Annotated in this window: 17 protein-coding genes and 1 pseudogene; 7 read left to right on the forward strand and 11 right to left on the reverse strand. The window is 58.2% G+C overall.

Annotation, left to right across the window (positions count from 1 at the left end):
- The first annotated feature begins 35 nt into the window (after positions 1-35).
- Together BLV92_RS24580 and BLV92_RS24585 are read left to right on the forward strand one after the other, a co-directional pair.
- Positions 36-1,499, forward strand: a complete 1,464-nt coding sequence (locus tag BLV92_RS24580; protein ID WP_090551403.1) for a 2-hydroxymuconic semialdehyde dehydrogenase — start codon at positions 36-38, stop codon at positions 1,497-1,499.
- Between the two features lie 69 nt (positions 1,500-1,568).
- Complete coding sequence (locus BLV92_RS24585) at positions 1,569-2,444, forward strand: MBL fold metallo-hydrolase (protein WP_167627137.1); 876 nt, start codon at positions 1,569-1,571, stop codon at positions 2,442-2,444.
- A gap of 98 nt (positions 2,445-2,542) precedes the next feature.
- On the opposite strand, the gene BLV92_RS24590 is transcribed toward BLV92_RS24585, so the two are convergent.
- Genes BLV92_RS24590 through BLV92_RS24615 form a run of 6 tightly spaced genes read right to left on the reverse strand, consistent with a single transcriptional unit; the run spans position 2,543 to position 7,957 of the window.
- On the reverse strand, positions 2,543-3,442 hold the full coding sequence (locus BLV92_RS24590; RefSeq protein ID WP_090550130.1) for an MBL fold metallo-hydrolase: 900 nt from the start codon (positions 3,440-3,442) through the stop codon (positions 2,543-2,545).
- Between the two features lie 19 nt (positions 3,443-3,461).
- A complete protein-coding gene (locus BLV92_RS24595) occupies positions 3,462-4,793 on the reverse strand; it encodes an NAD(P)/FAD-dependent oxidoreductase (RefSeq protein WP_090550132.1) in 1,332 nt (443 codons plus the stop codon).
- Positions 4,794-4,820: 27 nt separating this feature from the next.
- A complete protein-coding gene (locus BLV92_RS24600; protein ID WP_090550133.1) occupies positions 4,821-5,231 on the reverse strand; it encodes a RidA family protein in 411 nt (136 codons plus the stop codon).
- A 27-nt stretch (positions 5,232-5,258) separates the two neighbouring features.
- On the reverse strand, positions 5,259-6,098 hold the full coding sequence (locus BLV92_RS24605; protein WP_167627138.1) for an ABC transporter permease: 840 nt from the start codon (positions 6,096-6,098) through the stop codon (positions 5,259-5,261).
- Positions 6,095-6,913: an ABC transporter ATP-binding protein gene (locus tag BLV92_RS24610; protein WP_244283906.1), complete on the reverse strand. Its 819-nt coding sequence runs from the start codon at positions 6,911-6,913 to the stop codon at positions 6,095-6,097. The genes BLV92_RS24605 and BLV92_RS24610 overlap by 4 nt, the downstream gene beginning before the upstream one ends.
- An 18-nt stretch (positions 6,914-6,931) precedes the next feature.
- Positions 6,932-7,957, reverse strand: a complete 1,026-nt coding sequence (locus BLV92_RS24615; RefSeq protein WP_167627139.1) for an ABC transporter substrate-binding protein — start codon at positions 7,955-7,957, stop codon at positions 6,932-6,934.
- A 209-nt stretch (positions 7,958-8,166) separates the two neighbouring features.
- Here BLV92_RS24615 and BLV92_RS24620 point away from each other — a divergent pair, with 209 nt between their 5' ends.
- Both BLV92_RS24620 and BLV92_RS24625 read left to right on the forward strand, forming a co-directional pair.
- On the forward strand, positions 8,167-9,174 hold the full coding sequence (locus BLV92_RS24620) for a TauD/TfdA family dioxygenase (protein WP_090550140.1): 1,008 nt from the start codon (positions 8,167-8,169) through the stop codon (positions 9,172-9,174).
- A gap of 128 nt (positions 9,175-9,302) precedes the next feature.
- A complete protein-coding gene (locus BLV92_RS24625) occupies positions 9,303-10,376 on the forward strand; it encodes a porin (protein WP_090550142.1) in 1,074 nt (357 codons plus the stop codon).
- 149 nt (positions 10,377-10,525) lie between these two features.
- Here BLV92_RS24625 and BLV92_RS24630 read toward each other — a convergent pair.
- Positions 10,526-10,819, reverse strand: a pseudogene (locus BLV92_RS24630) (ISNCY family transposase); the annotation flags it as partial.
- Between the two features lie 470 nt (positions 10,820-11,289).
- Here BLV92_RS24630 and BLV92_RS32715 point away from each other — a divergent pair.
- Positions 11,290-11,544, forward strand: coding sequence for an Arm DNA-binding domain-containing protein (locus BLV92_RS32715; protein ID WP_244283907.1), 255 nt, complete (start codon positions 11,290-11,292; stop codon positions 11,542-11,544).
- Positions 11,475-12,440 carry a tyrosine-type recombinase/integrase gene (locus BLV92_RS24635; protein ID WP_244283908.1) on the forward strand — a complete coding sequence of 322 codons (966 nt, stop codon included), beginning with the start codon at positions 11,475-11,477 and terminating at the stop codon, positions 12,438-12,440. Before BLV92_RS32715 ends, BLV92_RS24635 begins: the two co-directional genes overlap by 70 nt.
- Here BLV92_RS24635 and BLV92_RS24640 read toward each other — a convergent pair.
- Positions 12,341-13,129 (reverse strand): aldolase, encoded by a 789-nt coding sequence (locus tag BLV92_RS24640; protein ID WP_090550145.1) that lies wholly within the window; start codon positions 13,127-13,129, stop codon positions 12,341-12,343. The genes BLV92_RS24635 and BLV92_RS24640 overlap by 100 nt on opposite strands.
- An 18-nt stretch (positions 13,130-13,147) precedes the next feature.
- On the reverse strand, positions 13,148-13,852 hold the full coding sequence (locus BLV92_RS24645; protein WP_090550147.1) for a haloacid dehalogenase type II: 705 nt from the start codon (positions 13,850-13,852) through the stop codon (positions 13,148-13,150).
- 125 nt (positions 13,853-13,977) lie between these two features.
- Here BLV92_RS24645 and BLV92_RS24650 point away from each other — a divergent pair, with 125 nt between their 5' ends.
- Entirely contained in the window at positions 13,978-14,874 is an 897-nt protein-coding gene (locus BLV92_RS24650; RefSeq protein WP_090551406.1) for a LysR substrate-binding domain-containing protein, read from the forward strand.
- Here the strand turns inward: BLV92_RS24650 and BLV92_RS32380 are convergent.
- Both BLV92_RS32380 and BLV92_RS24660 read right to left on the reverse strand, forming a co-directional pair.
- Positions 14,871-15,299, reverse strand: coding sequence for a glycosyltransferase family protein (locus BLV92_RS32380; RefSeq protein ID WP_177197968.1), 429 nt, complete (start codon positions 15,297-15,299; stop codon positions 14,871-14,873). The genes BLV92_RS24650 and BLV92_RS32380 overlap by 4 nt on opposite strands.
- A 337-nt stretch (positions 15,300-15,636) precedes the next feature.
- On the reverse strand, positions 15,637-16,152 hold the full coding sequence (locus BLV92_RS24660; protein ID WP_090550150.1) for a winged helix-turn-helix transcriptional regulator: 516 nt from the start codon (positions 16,150-16,152) through the stop codon (positions 15,637-15,639).
- Positions 16,153-16,389: the final 237 nt, after the last annotated feature.

Consider the following 16,389-nt stretch of genomic DNA (forward strand, 5'->3'; position numbering starts at 1 on the left):
TTTCGTTGTACCTTATTTGAGACGTGGAGAGTTTGATGGCGATTGAGACGCTTAACTTCATCGGCGGTGAATTCGTTCCTGCCGCATCCGGACGCTTGTTCGACAATCGTAGCCCTGTCGACAACTCGCTGATTTCGCGTGTGCACGAAGCCGGTCAGGCTGAAGTCGATGCGGCAGTTGCAGCAGCCAGAGCTGCGCTGCACGGCCCTTGGGGGAGCATGTCGGTACAGAACCGCGCGGACATGCTCTATGCGGTGGCGGAAGAAATCAATCTGCGTTTCGACGACTTCCTGCAGGCGGAAGTTGCCGATACCGGGAAGCCGAGGTCTCTCGCGTCACACCTCGATATCCCGCGCGGTGCCGCAAACTTCAAGGTTTTTGCCGATACAGTGAAGAGCGCTGGCGCAGAGTTTTTCGAAATGTCGACGCCGGATGGTGGGACAGCGCTGAACTATGTGCTACGCCGTCCGAAGGGGGTGATCGCCGTGGTGTGCCCCTGGAATCTGCCACTGCTGCTGATGACGTGGAAGGTTGCCCCGGCGATCGCGTGCGGCAATACGGTGGTCGTCAAACCGTCCGAGGAAACGCCATCGACCGCAACGCTTCTCGGCGAAGTGATGAACAAGGTCGGCGTACCGGCGGGCGTATACAACGTTGTGCATGGTTTCGGTCCCGACTCCGCAGGCGAATTCCTGACAAAACATGCGGGTGTCAACGCGATTACCTTTACCGGTGAGACAGGAACTGGAGCGAAGATCCTGGAAACGGCCGCGAGCGGCATCAAGGCCACGTCGATGGAGCTCGGCGGCAAAAATCCGTCGATTGTGTTCGCGGATTGCGACCTCGAAAATGCACTTGAAGTCACCAGCCGCGCGGTGTTCGCCAACTGCGGGCAGGTGTGCCTCGGCACCGAACGTGTGTACGTCGAACGTCCGTTGTTCGACGAATTCGTCCAGCGCTTCGGCGAAATCGCACGTACCACGAAGCCGGGTCACCCTGACGATGCGAATGGCAAGATGGGGCCGCTGATTTCGCTGGGTCACCGCGAAAAGGTGCTGTCGTACTACACACGCGCGAAAGAAGAAGGTGCGATGATCGTGGCCGGCGGCGGGATTCCAGTTATGCCTGCGGAACTGGCGGAAGGCGCGTGGATCGAGCCGACCGTATGGACCGGACTGCCGGAAAGCAGCGCCGTCGTCCGAGAGGAAATTTTCGGCCCCTGCTGCCATATCGCTCCATTTGACACCGAAGAGGAAGTCGTTGCGCTTGCTAACGACACACGTTACGGGCTCGCTGCTGCAGTACACACGCGCAATTTGCAGCGTGCACATCGGATTGCTGCGCAGCTCGAGGTCGGTACCTGCTGGATCAACGCATGGTTCCTGCGCGATCTGCGTACGCCGTTCGGTGGCGCGAAGATGTCGGGCATCGGCCGCGAGGGCGGTTTGCATTCCTTGGAGTTCTATACCGAACTGCGCAATGTTTGTGTGAAGCTGTAATCGCGGCATTTCGCTCCCGGTATGCGCATCGGGAGCACGTCTCTTTATACAGGCTGAAACAAAATGGACATGCAACTGGGTTCCGCTCGAATTACGCGAATCGAAGACTATCACGGGCCGGGTCTCGCTCCGGAGTTCATGTTTCCGGCGATCCAGAAGCAGATGTGGCACGATTCGCCTGAATGGGCCCGTCGCTTTGTCGATTTACCGGAAAATCGCCTGCTGACCAGCATCCATAGCTGGCTCGTGCGTACGCCGCATCATACGATATTGATCGACAGTTGCATTGGCAACCACAAACAGCGTCCGTCGATTCCGCATTTTCACATGCGCGATGTGCCATGGCTCGAACGTCTGCGTGCCGCCAGCGTTCACCCCGGAGATGTAGATTTCGTGATGTGCACGCACTTGCACGCCGATCACATCGGCTGGAATACGCAGTTGAAGGATGGTCGCTGGATACCCACGTTTCCAAATGCGAAATATCTTTTTAACCGCCGGGAATTCGACCGTTGGGATTCACGCCGCCCGGATTATGCGGCCAGACCTATCAACGACAATGCGTTCGAGGACAGTCTTTTGCCCGTGCTCGAAGCCGGTCAGGTCCAATTCGTCGAGGACGGTTATAGCGTCGACGATATTCTGACCGTGGAATCCGCGCCCGGCCATACGGCAGGCAACGTGAAGATTCGTGTGCGCTCGGGAGGAAGCGAAGGGATGTTTGCTGGCGACACAATTCACCATCCACTGCAACTTCACTATCCGGATCTATGCTCGCATTTCGACGAGGATCCAGGCGTCGCCCTCCAGACTCGTATCCGGATGCTGAACGATTGCGCGGAACGCGGGTCCCTGCTGATGCCAACGCACTTTGCAGCGCCTTTCTGCTGCCGCATCGCCGGACACCACGCTAACGGCGGATATCTGCCGGACTGGAACGTCTGAACATCGTAAGTCGACCGCTGCCCGATCCGGGTGGCGTGAAAGCGCCGCCCGGTCATTCGGGCGGCCCGTCCCGTAGAAACAGAACTGCTACGAGCTGATCAGCAGTTACTGCAACATACGAATTTCGGACGGAACGCCGCGCCTTCCGCTTCTACTTCTGCAACGTGCGGCGCAGCGAAGTGCGTGGGAAACAGCAGCGAACGTTTTTCCACGCAGCCTTCGAGCACTCTGCGGCGGGTCACCAGGGCCTCTTCTGGCCGCTCGCAGAAACGGGTATTCCATGTCGGCTCGTACAACTGAATCGGGTGATGAATCACATCGCCGCAAAATACGCCGGACTTGCCCGCGTCGCTCAATTTCAGGATGATATGGCCAGGTGTATGGCCCGGCGCCGGTTCGACCAGCAGCTTGTCGTCGATTGCATGTGCCCCGTCCAGCAGCACCGCCTGGCCGCTCTGGATCACCGGTAGCACACTGTCGTCGTACACTGCCACACGGCCCGGATTCTGCGTACGCCGCTCACCGATAGACGAATCCCAGTGTTCGTTCTCGATGCGGGAAAACAGATACTTCGCATTCGGAAACGTGGGCACCCAGCGACCGTCGACCAGTTGGGTATTCCAGCCCACGTGGTCGGTATGCAAGTGCGTGCACAGCACGATGTCTATGTCATCGGGCGAGGAACCGGCCGCTCGCAATCGTTCCAGAAACGGCACGTCGAGTTGATGGAAGCGGGGCAACCACGGCCGTTCCTTGTGATTTCCGGCGCAGCTATCGAGCAGGATCGTGTGCGTTCCGGTACGGATCAACCACGAATGATTGCTGGTGATCAGCTTGTCGTTGACCGGGTCGTAGTGCGTCGGCACCATCCACGGAAAATGCTGCGCGAAGCGCTCACGATCCAGTGCAGGCAGGAAGCTTCCAGCCGGAGTATCGTTCGGCCCGATTTGCTCTTCAATGCGCGTAACAGTGGTCGTTCCAATAAGCCAGGTCTGCATCGCTACTCCCTTATGAATTTCATTGCACTTTGCGTTCTTCACGGCGATCAAGCGCACCAAAGCCCATCGTCATGAGAGGCAAAAACCACGGCTTACCGGTATAGAACGGCAAAGTCGGGAAATTACCCTGCTCGAACACACAGGAGGATTCGTTGCCGCCACCAATGATCTTACGAGCAAGATGAAAACCCAGATAGTTCATCATCGCGACGCCGTTGCCGTTGCACCCTGCAACGTAATACAGACCGTCTATCTGGCCGATGTGGGGCAGGCGGTCAAATGTGAACGCAACCTTGCAGCCCCACGCGTAGTCGATTCGCTTACCTGCGAGCAACGGGAAGCTCCCGATCATCCGGCCGTAGAGTTTTTCGGCGGCTTCCTCGGGGGAAACCTCCGACGGCGCCGCGCGCCCGCCGTACAAAAAACGCGAACCGTCCGGCGTCCGACGGAAATACGCCATCAAGCGCCGGCTATCGGCGCCCGTGCGGTGGAATGGCACGACCTGATTGGCAAGTTCCTGCGGCAGACGCTCGGTAACGATGATATGGCTCGCAACAGGGATCACGCGGTTTCCGAGTGGCGACCCTTTCAGACGCATCGCTTGCGCGTTTGTCGTGACCGCGACAGACGTTGCCTGAATCGCTGCATCATCGGTCACCACGGTGAACTGCGATGGTCCTTGCCGATCCATACGGCGAACCGTGGTACGGTCTACAAGATGCACACCTGCTTCACGGCACAACTTCAATAGCGCTTGCAGATAACGCGCAGGTTGCAGTTGACCGGAACGTGGAATGACCATCACACCATGAAAGCGATCAGAACCGATTTCCTCGTGCTGATCGCCACGTGTCACCATATAGGCGTTCGCGTCAAACAATCGGTTCGTCGCTTCCATCCGCTTTTCCAGAATTCCATAGTGTTCCGGCGTCGTCGCGCAGGTGAGGCGGCCATTCATGCGGAAGTCACAATCGATTGCATGCTTCGCGATGAAATCCTGCATGTGAATCAGCGATTGGAGCGCGCCGTGCGCGAGTTCGGGGACGCTGGGGCCTTTGTCGCCCGCCCATTTTCGCCAGCGCGTGACGGCGGCAAAATCGATACCGAAACTGACGCCGCCGCTATTGCGTGCGCTCGCGTTAAAGCCAAACTGGTCAGCTTCGAATACAACCACCTTGACGCCGTTGCGCGCGAGCTCCAATGCCGTCGCCAGCCCGGAAAATCCACCACCAACTACCGCGACATCGTACGAACTCGACAACGAAGGACGCACTTCGTTCTGCGGCGGCGCTTCGTCCCACCAATACGGCCGCTGCGCGAAATCCTGGTTCGGCAGTGTGCTAGAAATCATGCTGAGGGCTCCACAGTGAAGCGTGCGTTATTCGGTGACGTCGCGCTTTGCCGCGATAACTTCGACTTCCACGCGCAAATCGCGCTGAGCGAGTTGCGCGACGCCGAGCAGCGTCATTGCGGGGCGTGCATCGCCAAGATAGGGATTGCGCACGCGTGCGTAAGCGGGTTGCTCGCTCAGGTCGAGCATGTAGGTATTGATCTTGATGACATCGGCCATTGTCATGCCAGCCGCCTGCAACAGGATGACGAGGTTGTCATAGATGCGCTTCGTCTGCGCTTCGATACCTTGCTCGATCGTGCCGTCAGCCTGAGTCCCGACCAGGCCGCAGGTGTAGACGAAACGCGCACCGGGCTGCACCTCAATGGCGTGGCTCCACGGACCGGGCGGCGGCCGCAGGAGCGGGCTGGAAATGGGGCGGAAAGTGAGGGCTGTCATAGGAGTCACTCCAAACGTAACCAGAAATCAGCGCGTTGTCCTTGCCGGACGCTTCCACGGAATCAGCATTTGTTCGAGTTTCACGATGCCGAGTTGAAGCAGATAACCGATCAGGGAAACGAGAATCAACGCGACGAACATGTCCCGAACCTCGAAGATCTGCCAGGAATGCCAGATGACGTAACCGAGTCCGTGGTTCGTGCCGAAGTTCTCCGCAATGATCACGACGATCAGCGCCATCCCCATGCCGAGTTGAAAGCCAGTGAAAATGTACGGAACGGATGCGGGCAACGCAATCGTCCGGTACGTTTGCCAGCGGGTCGCGTGGAAGTTCTTCGCCACATCGAGATAGATACGGTCGATATTTACGACGCCGGCGAGTGTGCTCATGAATACCTGAAAGAAAACGGCAATTGCGACGATGACCCATTTCGACGGATCGCCCAGACCGAAGATAAGCATTACCAGTGGGAAAAGCGCGATCTTTGGAATCGGGTAAATCGCAGAGATGATTGGTTGCAGGACGTTGCGCAGGGTTTTCGAAATCCCCATTACAACGCCGAAAAACACCCCGGGGATCGCGCCGAGAAAGAAGCCGATCATCATCCGGCTGATCGTGTACCCGATGTCGATCCAAAGATCCGGCGTTGTGCTCATCGCGAAGAACTCTTCGATGATCGACGATGGCGACGGAAAAAACCGCGGGTCGAGCAGACCGACACGCACTAGTACTTCCCAGATCAGCAGCAGGAGCACGGGCGACGCAATCGCCATGAACCAGCCGCGCCCAATCAGTCCGTGCAAAAACGACTTTTTTCTGTCTTTGTCCGCGACGATCTTTACTTCAATCGAATTCAAGGTGCTCATTTTCCGACTACCTCTTCTCGCAGCATCATCCATATCTCGCGGCTCAAGCTCGCGTACTCGGGGTTGTCTTTCAGGTCGTACACCGCGCGCGGCCGGGGAAAATTGATACGCAAATCCGCCTTTAACCGGGCCGGACGCCCGCTCATCACGATCACCCGGTCGCTGAGCACCAGGGCTTCGTCGATCGAGTGCGTGATGAAGAGGACGGTCTTGCGGGTTTCGCTCCACAGGCGCAGCAATTCCTCTTGCAGCACAATCTTGTTCTGTTCGTCGAGCGCCGCAAACGGCTCGTCCATCAACAGAATTTCAGGATCGTTGGCGAACGCTCGCGCGACACTGACGCGCTGCTTCATGCCGCCGGACAGTTGATGTGGATAAGCATTGGCAAAACGCTCAAGACCGGTCAGCGACAGAAAGTGATTCACCTTGCTTTCCGTCTGCGCCGGATCGACGCCGCGCAGACGCAGGCCATACGCAACGTTCGCACGCACGTTCATCCACGGAAACACCGAGGTTTCCTGAAACATCATGGTAGCGAGCGGCTTCGTCGGATCGGTTTGACGAACCGTTACGTTGCCTTCGGACGGCGTTTCAAGGCCGGCCAGAATGCGTAGCAGCGTGGTCTTGCCACAGCCGGAAGGTCCGACTATGCAGATAAATTCGCCCTCTTGGACATCGAGATTGCATCGTTCAAGTGCGACGACCGGCGCGTGCCCCGTATGGAACTCTTTTCGCAGCCCGTTGATAGAGATTTTCGGATTCATTTCAGGGCGAGAATTGGGCTCTACATTCCGACGCCCGATGCGCCGGTCCATGGAGCCGCGGTTAGTAAGTTACTTGTACGCACCGAGTTTCTTGACAGCGTATTCTGCGTAGGACGTATCGACGATCTTCGAGATGTCGACCGGTTGCTTCATGTACCCGGCCGAAACCCACCACAGCATGTCTTCCTTCATCCCGGGCACATTCAGTGTGCCGTTAGGATTGATGCCAGGGAATGCCATGGTTTTGTAAACGGTGGGATTTTTCACCGATGTATGCCGGGTAAGAATCGAAACCAGTTCGTCGCGCGGAATCTTGTTGTCGATTGCGTCGGTGTAGTAGCGCGCGGCTTTCAGGTACGCAACCATGAACCGCTTCGCGACGTCGGGCCGTTTGATGATGCCGGGACCGTACAGCAGCGCACCGTATTGCTGGTTCGGGTAGATGGTGTCTACGCGCCTCCAGACGGTCGCAATACCTTGCGCCTGGACCTGACTGACCAGCGGTTCGATCAGCACGCCGACTTCGACGTTCTTCGTGCCCAATCCGGCAGCGACATCACCGAAGTTCATGTTGATCAGATTGATATCCGATTCCTTGATACCGGATGATGCGAGCAGATGATGCAGGGTGACTTCGCTGCTGACGCCGTCTTTGAAGCCGGTGAGGGCGAGCACGCGACCCTTGAGGTCGGCGGGGGCCTTGATCTTGTCCGTCAAATCTTCACGGACAACGAATGCAAAATAGCCGTGACCCGGTGAAGAACTCCCCTTGTCCGCGACAATCTTGAAGTCGATGCCCTGACGGATTGCGTTGTACACGCCGGCGCTCGGCGGCCCACCCGACGCGTCGAGGCCGCCACTCGCGAGTTCGGTCATCATCGCCGCGCCCGAATCGACCTGTTCGACCTGAACATCGAGATTCTGTTCTGCGAAGAACCCCTTGTCCAAGGCGATATAGAAGGGTGCATCCGCAATGGATGCATACGCACCAACACGCACCTTGTCCGCTGACCAGGCACTGTCGATGCCCAACACGCCGATGCCTGCGAGCAGCAAGACCAGTTTGGGTGCAAATCTCAGAACCACTTTCTTCATGTCTACTCCTGTCAAATGCGGCGACCAAAAGGTAATCATGTCCGGACGATCGTGCCCGCAAGAAAGGCCGCAATTGCGGCCTGCGTGTCCATCGAGGCTCATGCATCCCGGGTCACGGGGGCGCCCCAGGGAAAGAATCGATTTTTGAAAATTGTATCGGTTTTCTCGGGGTTGTGTGCTTAAATAAAAAAAATCGCTAAGGAGGAAGAATGTCACGCAGCCGCATCGCAGCGCCTAACGCATGGCGCACCGAGGATTTTCAACAGGATCGCGAGTGGTCCTATGAATTGACGCAATCCGATCGGGTCGATATTAAGTGGGCATTGAAAAATGCCTGTACATCAGGGTTAACGATTCCTTTCGGCGCCGGGCAGTTTCCCTTGGGCGCTTTCGGCGAGCAGCTGAAACGATTGCGCGTCGAACTCGAAGAGGGGAGCGGCGTCATGTTTTTGCGCGGCCTCGAAATCGACGACTACGGCCTTGAAGGCACACGTACGGTCTATTGGGGCATCGGTGCGCATCTGGGCGTCGGCCTCGCACAAAACCCGCGTGGCGATCTACTTGTGAACGTTCGTGACGAGGGCGGCGATCCGTATCTGGACCCAACCCAACGCGGCTATCACACCGCACAGCGTTTGCCGTTCCACAACGACCAGGGCGACGTGGTCGGACTGCTGTGCTTCCGTTCAGCGAAAGCCGGTGGTTTGAGTTGTATCTGTAGTGCAGCGGCGATCCACGACAAAATGCTGGATACGCGGCCGGATCTGGTCGAGGCGTTGTACGGTCCTTTCTACGCAGACGTTCGCGGCGAAGAGCCTGCCGGCAGGAAGCCGTACTACGTCGAGCCGCGTTTCGCGGTCTTCAATGGTCGCTTCTACGCCCAGCATGGACCGACGTATATTCGGTCGGCGCAACGCTTTCCCGAAGTGCCGCGACTCACCGGCCAGCAACTGGAAGCAATGGACATGATCGATACGCTGGCGGCGAGCGAAGAATTCCGGGTGGATATGGATTTCCGTCCGGGCGACCTTCAGTTTCTCAACAATCATCTGGTGCTGCACTCGCGCACCACGTTCGAAGATTTCGCCCAGCCCGAGCTAAAGCGGCATCTGCTGCGACTCTGGCTTTGCACGCCGTATTACAAGGAAATTCCTCCGTTCTTCAAGGATCGCTACGAAGACATGGACTTCTGGCTGCGTCATCCTGTAACAAAGTAGTCTTCTTTGCGATTGCGCTATCGGCGTTGGTGCCGATAGTGTTGCTGTCCCCTCTTGTCAGGGGTTTGTTGGCCCCGAAATCGAACTACTAACGTAGTAGTGCTAAATAACTATCTTGAACGGGAACCATGATGAAAAAAAGGAAAATTTTTGTTTCTGCCGCACTACTTGGCAGTGCTACATCTGTCACGTACGCCCAGAGTTCGGTAACGATCTACGGGGTTCTCGATGCGGCTGTGACCTATGCGCATGCGAGTGGGGCCGGCAGCAAGTTTTCGATGGATTCGAGCGGTTTGAGTTCTTCGAAATTTGGCCTTATTGGCACAGAGGATCTCGGCGGGGGACTGTCGGCCGGCTTCACCCTGGAAGGGGACATCTATCCAACCAACGGTACGGGCGGGACGGCCAGCGTGGATAACACCGCGGCAGCGACCTCATCGCTTTTCGGGCGTCGTTCGTTCGTCAGCCTCAAATCGAAGCAATATGGGGAAATCCGCCTCGGACGTGATTTTTCGCCGACCTACTGGAACCTGTTCCTGTTTGATCCTTTCGTGTTGCTTGGTGTCGGCAGCTCCAGTGTTTTCACGCTCGCATCAGCGGGCGTGACGGCGGCACGCACATCGAACAGCGTCTTTTACCTGACGCCGGATACACTCGGCGGATTTTTCGCCGAGGGCGATTACGCATTCGGCAACAAGCCATACGATCTGGCAGACGGTACCGGACACGACGGCAATTTCGCGGGCCTGCGTCTCGGCTATGAAGGGCACGATCTGCGTGTCGCCGCAGCGATGTCGAACGTCACCTACAAAGTCGGCGACATTCGCGAAATCAATGTCGGCGGCACGTACGATTTCAAGATCATCAAAGCCTACGGCTTGTATCAGAACGTACGGGTGGGCTCATCGGGGCGCATTCAGAGCACTTACCTGCTCGGCGGGATGATTCCGGTCGGCCCGGACGCGATTCGCTTCTCAGTAAATCGTCTGCATGAGCACGGTGATTCGTCGCGGGACGCGATGCTGTTTGCAGTGGGTTATATCTACAACCTGTCCAAGCGCACCTCCCTGTATGGCACTGCGGCCTTCATGGCGAACCATAGCAAGGCGGCCTATGCGATGTCACAGACTTCGGGTGCGCTGACACCCGAAGCAGGCGGGAACGATACCGGTGTGCAGTTTGGTATTGTCACGCGGTTCTAGATTCGCCTGATCGGCGGGCGCCCTCGTGTTAGGCGCCTCGCTGATACCCGGCAGTGTCCCTTGCGTCGACCTGCATCCATAACGGTCAGCGGCCGTTACGCGATCTTCTTCGCCCGTTCAGTCGTCTTGCCGACATACGATGCTGGCGTCAGCCGGTCGTATTGAGGACAGGGCAGTACCTGGCCATTAGCGCGGATTTCGATGCGCCCGTCCGGGTACTCCCACACGTCAATGTAGCGGTGAATCAGTTTCCGGTTCTCCGACGTATCGTCCAACAGGTACATCACCCGGTCGTACTGCACCGTCAACGACTTTGTCACCCGGCGCGTCCCGCGCCACGTTATCGGCTGATCCAGATTCCCGTCAGCCCTCAGTGGCCGGTGCGCGTCGAAGTCGCTCTTCGGCGGCTTGTCAAACCGGGCGTTATAGCCCGTCATGAAGGAGAGGTTGGTCGCTTTTGGCAGAATGCTAAACACTCGACCTGGGCAGCATGCCGTCGTGCGGCTTGCGTTGGGGCAAGTGCAAGTACTTGAGTGCTGTGCGCCGGTCGCTGCCTGGGCGCGGGGACAAACAGGGAATGCAGTTCTGGGTGGCGGCTCGAAAAATTAGGGTTCTATTCTGACGCAGTGACGTCGCGTGAAGTATGGGTACGATTGTGCGTGGGCGGTAATCCGTAACAGCGGGAGTCAAACCTGGCGGCACTTTCCGGGCGGCAGTTGTAGTCTGCTGCCTTCCGCCAGATCGCGCTCCCGTTCATTCCCATTGACTCTCTATTGACACCGCGAACCCATGATTTTCCGGGCTTTGTGGGGTAATGAGTCGCTTGCCTGCTCTCGCCGGTTTTCGCACAATCTGGCCATCCAGGTGGGGTAAGAGTGGGGTAGAGAGGGGACAATTGCACAGACTAACGGCTATGCGCATTGCAAAAGAGGTCGAGCCGGGCGATTACGCCGATGGTGGGGGGCTGTACTTGCAGATAGCCAGGAGTGGCGCACGCTCATGGATCTTCATGTACACGCTATTTGGGTGTCGTCGCGAGATGGGACTTGGCCTACTGTCACAGATTTCACTTGCGGCGGCACGCAAGGAAGCGGTTGAATGCCGGGACCTGCTGAAACAGAAGCGGACCCCATCGAGGCGCGAAAGGGAATTATCCGGAAGAACCTGATCGACGCTGCGCCAATGGTCACATTCCGTGATGCGGCAGAACAGTTCATCGCTGAGCCAGGTCATCGTGTTGGCGAGAATCCAGCGCGTTACGTCGATCATCTAGATAGGGTGTTGCCGCGGACGAAGAAGCGACAACAGGTCCAGCATCATCCAGCGTTGGCATCGGAGGATGTGCCGGCATTTATCCGGGATCTGAAACACTGGCCGCGCCGTGCTGCCCGAATGCTTCATCTATTGATCCTGACCGCTACGCGAACCAACGAAGTCATGTTTGCGCGCACCGAGGAATTCGATCTGACTGCGAAAGTCTGGACGATTCCCGCCGAGCGAATGAAGATGAAGATTGAACACCGCGAGCCACTGCCGGATGACGCCGTGAAGATCGTTCGCGAAGCAACTGCGAAGTCGAAGGGTGGCTGGCTATTCCCCGGTTTCAAGGAGGGAAAGCCGTTATCAAATATGGCGATGTTAAAGCCGCTGGAGATATTGGGCCGCACCGATATCACGGTGCATGGAATCCGCTCCACGTTCCGCGACTGGATTGCCGACTGCACTGACTATCCAGACTCGCTCGCGGAACAGGCATTGGCGCGTACGGTCAAATCGCAAACAGTAAGAGCGTACCGTCGACGGGACATGCTGGAGCGCCGACTTGAGGCGATGTTTTTCCCCTCGCCGTCGCGGTTCGACGATCTCTCCCATGCAGCTTGGTTGAACGGCAAGACGATACCGCCGAAACAATTCGGCGGGCAATTCTTGCTACGGTTATTCGATGAAGTTTCAGGTCCTGCAGTTTACTTGTCGAACGGGATCCCGCGTCTGCGGAGTTCCCGCATCGCGCTGTCGAGATGCGCGCGAGCGCTCTCCTTGTCGCCCAGGCGCATCTGCTCGTAGGCACGTTGCGCTACATCGTGCGGCACGGGCTTCAGCGGCCGGTTGCTGCTCATCGCCTTGAGCTGCACTTCCGCTGCGCGCTCCAGGTAATACAAGTCGTCCCAAGCTTCCGCGATGCTGGCGCCGGCCACCATCACGCCGTGGTTTTTCAGGAACAGGACATCCGCGTCGCCGATCGCCTGAGCGATACGGTCGCCTTCCGACACGTCCAGCGCCAGACCGTTGTAATGTTCGTCGACAGCCGTGCGTCCATAAAATTTCAACGCCGTCTGCCCGAGCCACAGGAGCGGCGGCCCTTGCAGCAGGCAAAGCGCGGTGGCGTTCGGCATGTGGGTGTGAAACGCCGCCTTCACACGCGGCATCAACCGATGCAGCCGTGCGTGGATATAAAACGCCGTCGCTTCCGGTTTGCCTTCACCGTCCACGACATGCCCATCGAAATCGCAGATCAACAGCCTCGACGCCGTAATTTCGGAGAACGCATAACCATACGGATTCACGAAAAACAGATCGTCGTGACCCGGTACCACCGCCGAGAAATGATTGCAGACACCTTCCTCGAAACCGTATTGCGCCGCGAGCTGAAAACAGGCCGCCAGTTCGACGCGCGCCTCGTTGATCGCGTCGGAATCGAGCGCCACGCGGCGCGTCGGCGTCACGGATTCCGGGGACAAAAGTGTGTGTGCCATTAGCGTTGCCTTTAAGTGTTACCAGCCGAGTGTCGTGAACAGCGCCGGCACCTGATCGAGTGTCGCGAGCGTGGCGTCGGGCGTGTAGTCGGGCAGTAGCGCGCGCCCGGTTCCGCGGTCGATCCAGACACAGCGAAAACCGATATCGCGCGCCGCCGCATGATCCAGATGCGGACTCGCGCAGATATGCACGACCTCGTCCCGCGTGACGCCCAGTTGTTCGTGAGCGTAATCGAACAGGCGTCGCGCGGGTTTATAGGCGCCAGCCTGTTGCGCGGTGATCACGCGGTCAATATGGCCGCCGAGTTGCGCGACGTTGCCCGCGATGATGTCGTCGTCGGTATTCGACACGATGCACAGACGATAACCGCCTGCCTTGAGCTGCTGTAGCGTATTCACCACTTCGGGAAACGGCGGCATGGCGGAAATGCGCCCGGTCAGCACTTCGGCGTCGCTGCTGTCGCTCTGCAAACCTAGTTCTTCCAGCGCGAGGCGCAGCCCGGCGCCCGCGACCTCGCGGAACGAGCGATGCGGCGGCGTTTGTTCCAGCGCGTGTTCGTGGTGGTCGTAGACGCCGATGAGTTTTTGGGGATCGACGGTATGGCCCGGCTTCGCCTCGAGGATCTGGCGAGCAGCGGCCTGCAAACCTTCGTCCCACTGGATCAGTGTGCCGTAACAGTCGAACGTGAGCCACAGGGGGCGAGCGGTGTTCTGAAGTGACATGGAAGTGCGTTCCCAGGGTAAATAATCAGGTCATGGGCGCCGAGATTAGCGAGGTTCATGGGTATTTGGAAATTAAATTAAAATATGTGGTTAAGTTGAATTTCAAATATCGGGGTGGATTGGCCATGTTGGATCTTGAACTGCTGAACACGCTGGTTTGCGTTGTCGACGAAGGGAGCTTCACGCGCGCAGGCGAGCGTGTGCATCGCACGCAGTCGACGGTCAGCCAACAGGTGCGCAAGCTGGAGGAGCTGGTCGGACGGCCTTTGCTGCTGCGCGATCGTGCTGGCACCCAGGTGACGACGACCGAGCACGGCGCAATGCTGACGCAATATGCGCGGCGCTTACTGGCGTTGTCGCAGGAGGCGCAGGACGCGCTGGCCAGCGACGTGAAACTGACGCCGGTGCGGATCGGCGTGCCGGAGGACTTCGACGCACGCCGCATGTCGGCCATGCTGTCGGGTTTCGTCAAGGCACAACCGGGCGCGCGGCTGGAGACGGTGGCGGGAATGAGCGCTGACCTGCAGCGTAAGTTGGCGGCCGGAGAAATCGAGATCGCACTGATCAAGCGCGAGCCGGGCAGCGGCGAGTGCCTCGCAGCGTGGCCGGAATCTCTGGTCTGGGTTCAGAGCGCGGAGGCCGGGTGGCAGGCAGAAGCGGGTGACGAACCTATCCCTCTGGCGCTATTTCCGCACGGTTGCGTGTACCGGCAGCGTGCGATTCGCAGTCTCGACAAGTCGCACAGGCGTTGGCGTATTGCGTTCGGGAGCCAAAGCCTGACTGGCATCCAGGCTGCCGTTTCGTCGGGCCTGGGAATTTCAGTGCTGCCGACGACGGCGGTTCTTCCTGAGCATCGTTTGTGCGAGGGACTGCCATCTTTGCCGCCGACCGAGCTCGCTTTGGTGACCGCGGGCGGAGTGTTGAATGCGGCACAACGGACGCTCGTCGAGTTTTTGCAGGAGGGGATCGCGGATCTTGGGAGGGCGGAGACCGGTGCATTGGCTCGCGGGTTTCCTGATTAGGATATGCAGCCGGCCGCTAAAGATCGACCGTCTGCCGAGGGCGATTGCTTCACGATGAAAGGCCGTGCGTCCAGGGGCTGAAAGATAGCTGAGGCGCAGGCTTTGATTTCAGCCTGTACTGCGACGCAACTCAAGAAGGGCCGCCGCGCGCGCCAAATCCTCAACGGTATCAACGTCGAGTTGAATGCCTTCGTCATCGAGTAGCAGGTCGAAACCTGTCCCGTGCTGCGCAACGCTCGCACTACCTCGGTCGCGCCGATATCGCCGCCTGGTTGGCTCAGTGCCTGGCGGCATGAGGCACGAAAACCCACAAGATGTCCCCTGTTTTCATGCCAGTACGGCACTACGACCGTATGCGAGGTCGGCGCGTCGGCGACGCGTTTGAGACTGTCTGGAGTGACGCCGTTGTCCAGCACGTTGAGCACGGCATGAACGTGATCGTCGCCCCGGTGGCTGAGCACGTCCCATTGGGTCTGCTGCCACCCTCAGTCCTGGCGCGCGGTACTGCCATCCTGTTTCGTCAGTTCGACGTTGACCCATGCGGGCACAGCTTTGGTATCGCGGACGTATCACTGGAACATCTCGCTTGCGCCGGTTGCACTGCCGTAGGTCGTGTCGATCCGTGCAAACGCATCCTTCTCCTGCTCATACTGATGCGACACGGTCATGGGTCATGCGCGCAGAGACAATGAATGATCGGTGTGACGGATCGAGACGGGGTCTGCCGGCCGCGGTCGATCCATACCATTCATGTCCGATGCATCAAGCGGGGATTTCGGTAAGACCAGATAAGAACCGAATGTCACTGGCATGCAATCGCCGGCCATCAGACGATCTCAGTTCTATGTCTTTTAGCGGGCGGTTTGTTTTTTTGTCGACCAACTGGGACGCCTGCTCCCCCGGTTTGAAGGCATGGGCGAGACCCCACTGCGCCAGGCTTGTCAGGACAGGGGCGAGCGCCAGCCCCTTGTCGGTCAGCACGTATTCCTGATAGGCGCTGCCATCGGATGCCGGCTGGATATCGAATATTCCCTGATCCACCAACACCTTGAGCCGGGTACTGAGGCTGCTTTTCGCGGCACCGAGACTGCGCTGGAAGTCGTTGAATCGGCTCACGCCGGCAAGCGCATCGCGGACGATCAGAAGCGTCCACCAGTCGCCAATGATGTCGAGGCTCCGCGCCATCGGACATTTTTCATCGGCCAAACTTTTGCGTTTCACCTGATTCCCTCCAATGCCTGTTTCGTCGCGGCACGTGCGAATTGCGGTGCCGCGCATTGCATACCACGATGATACGTGATCTGGTTTCATCATCAAACCGCAGGGATGGTCGGCGCGTGCGGGATCTTCACGGATAGATACGGTCCAGACGGCGCCGGTCCTTCCTGGGCTTAATCTGGTTGCATGATTGGACTGGGTTGGTCATAATCGGTTCAATCATTGGACTTGAATTGAATGATGGGGCGCGGTCGAATGCGTTGCGTCCCGAAACGTGATGGTTCTATCCACCTCTGG

The sequence above is a fragment of the Paraburkholderia caballeronis genome, from assembly GCF_900104845.1.
GTDB classification, from domain to species: domain Bacteria; phylum Pseudomonadota; class Gammaproteobacteria; order Burkholderiales; family Burkholderiaceae; genus Paraburkholderia; species Paraburkholderia caballeronis.

Coding starts and splice junctions, on each gene's coding strand:
- BLV92_RS24605 (WP_167627138.1), bottom strand. CDS start 6,098: ATGAGCACCTTGAATTCGATTGAAGTAAAGATCGTCGCGGACAAAGAC.
- BLV92_RS24660 (WP_090550150.1), bottom strand. CDS start 16,152: ATGCGCGGCACCGCAATTCGCACGTGCCGCGACGAAACAGGCATTGGA.
- BLV92_RS24595 (WP_090550132.1), bottom strand. CDS start 4,793: ATGATTTCTAGCACACTGCCGAACCAGGATTTCGCGCAGCGGCCGTAT.
- BLV92_RS24650 (WP_090551406.1), top strand. CDS start 13,978: ATGTTGGATCTTGAACTGCTGAACACGCTGGTTTGCGTTGTCGACGAA.
- BLV92_RS24610 (WP_244283906.1), bottom strand. CDS start 6,913: ATGGACCGGCGCATCGGGCGTCGGAATGTAGAGCCCAATTCTCGCCCT.
- BLV92_RS24640 (WP_090550145.1), bottom strand. CDS start 13,129: ATGGCACACACACTTTTGTCCCCGGAATCCGTGACGCCGACGCGCCGC.
- BLV92_RS24615 (WP_167627139.1), bottom strand. CDS start 7,957: ATGAAGAAAGTGGTTCTGAGATTTGCACCCAAACTGGTCTTGCTGCTC.
- BLV92_RS24590 (WP_090550130.1), bottom strand. CDS start 3,442: ATGCAGACCTGGCTTATTGGAACGACCACTGTTACGCGCATTGAAGAG.
- BLV92_RS24585 (WP_167627137.1), top strand. CDS start 1,569: ATGCAACTGGGTTCCGCTCGAATTACGCGAATCGAAGACTATCACGGG.
- BLV92_RS24645 (WP_090550147.1), bottom strand. CDS start 13,852: ATGTCACTTCAGAACACCGCTCGCCCCCTGTGGCTCACGTTCGACTGT.
- BLV92_RS24600 (WP_090550133.1), bottom strand. CDS start 5,231: ATGACAGCCCTCACTTTCCGCCCCATTTCCAGCCCGCTCCTGCGGCCG.
- BLV92_RS24625 (WP_090550142.1), top strand. CDS start 9,303: ATGATGAAAAAAAGGAAAATTTTTGTTTCTGCCGCACTACTTGGCAGT.
- BLV92_RS24580 (WP_090551403.1), top strand. CDS start 36: ATGGCGATTGAGACGCTTAACTTCATCGGCGGTGAATTCGTTCCTGCC.
- BLV92_RS24620 (WP_090550140.1), top strand. CDS start 8,167: ATGTCACGCAGCCGCATCGCAGCGCCTAACGCATGGCGCACCGAGGAT.
- BLV92_RS24635 (WP_244283908.1), top strand. CDS start 11,475: ATGCCGGGACCTGCTGAAACAGAAGCGGACCCCATCGAGGCGCGAAAG.
- BLV92_RS32715 (WP_244283907.1), top strand. CDS start 11,290: ATGCGCATTGCAAAAGAGGTCGAGCCGGGCGATTACGCCGATGGTGGG.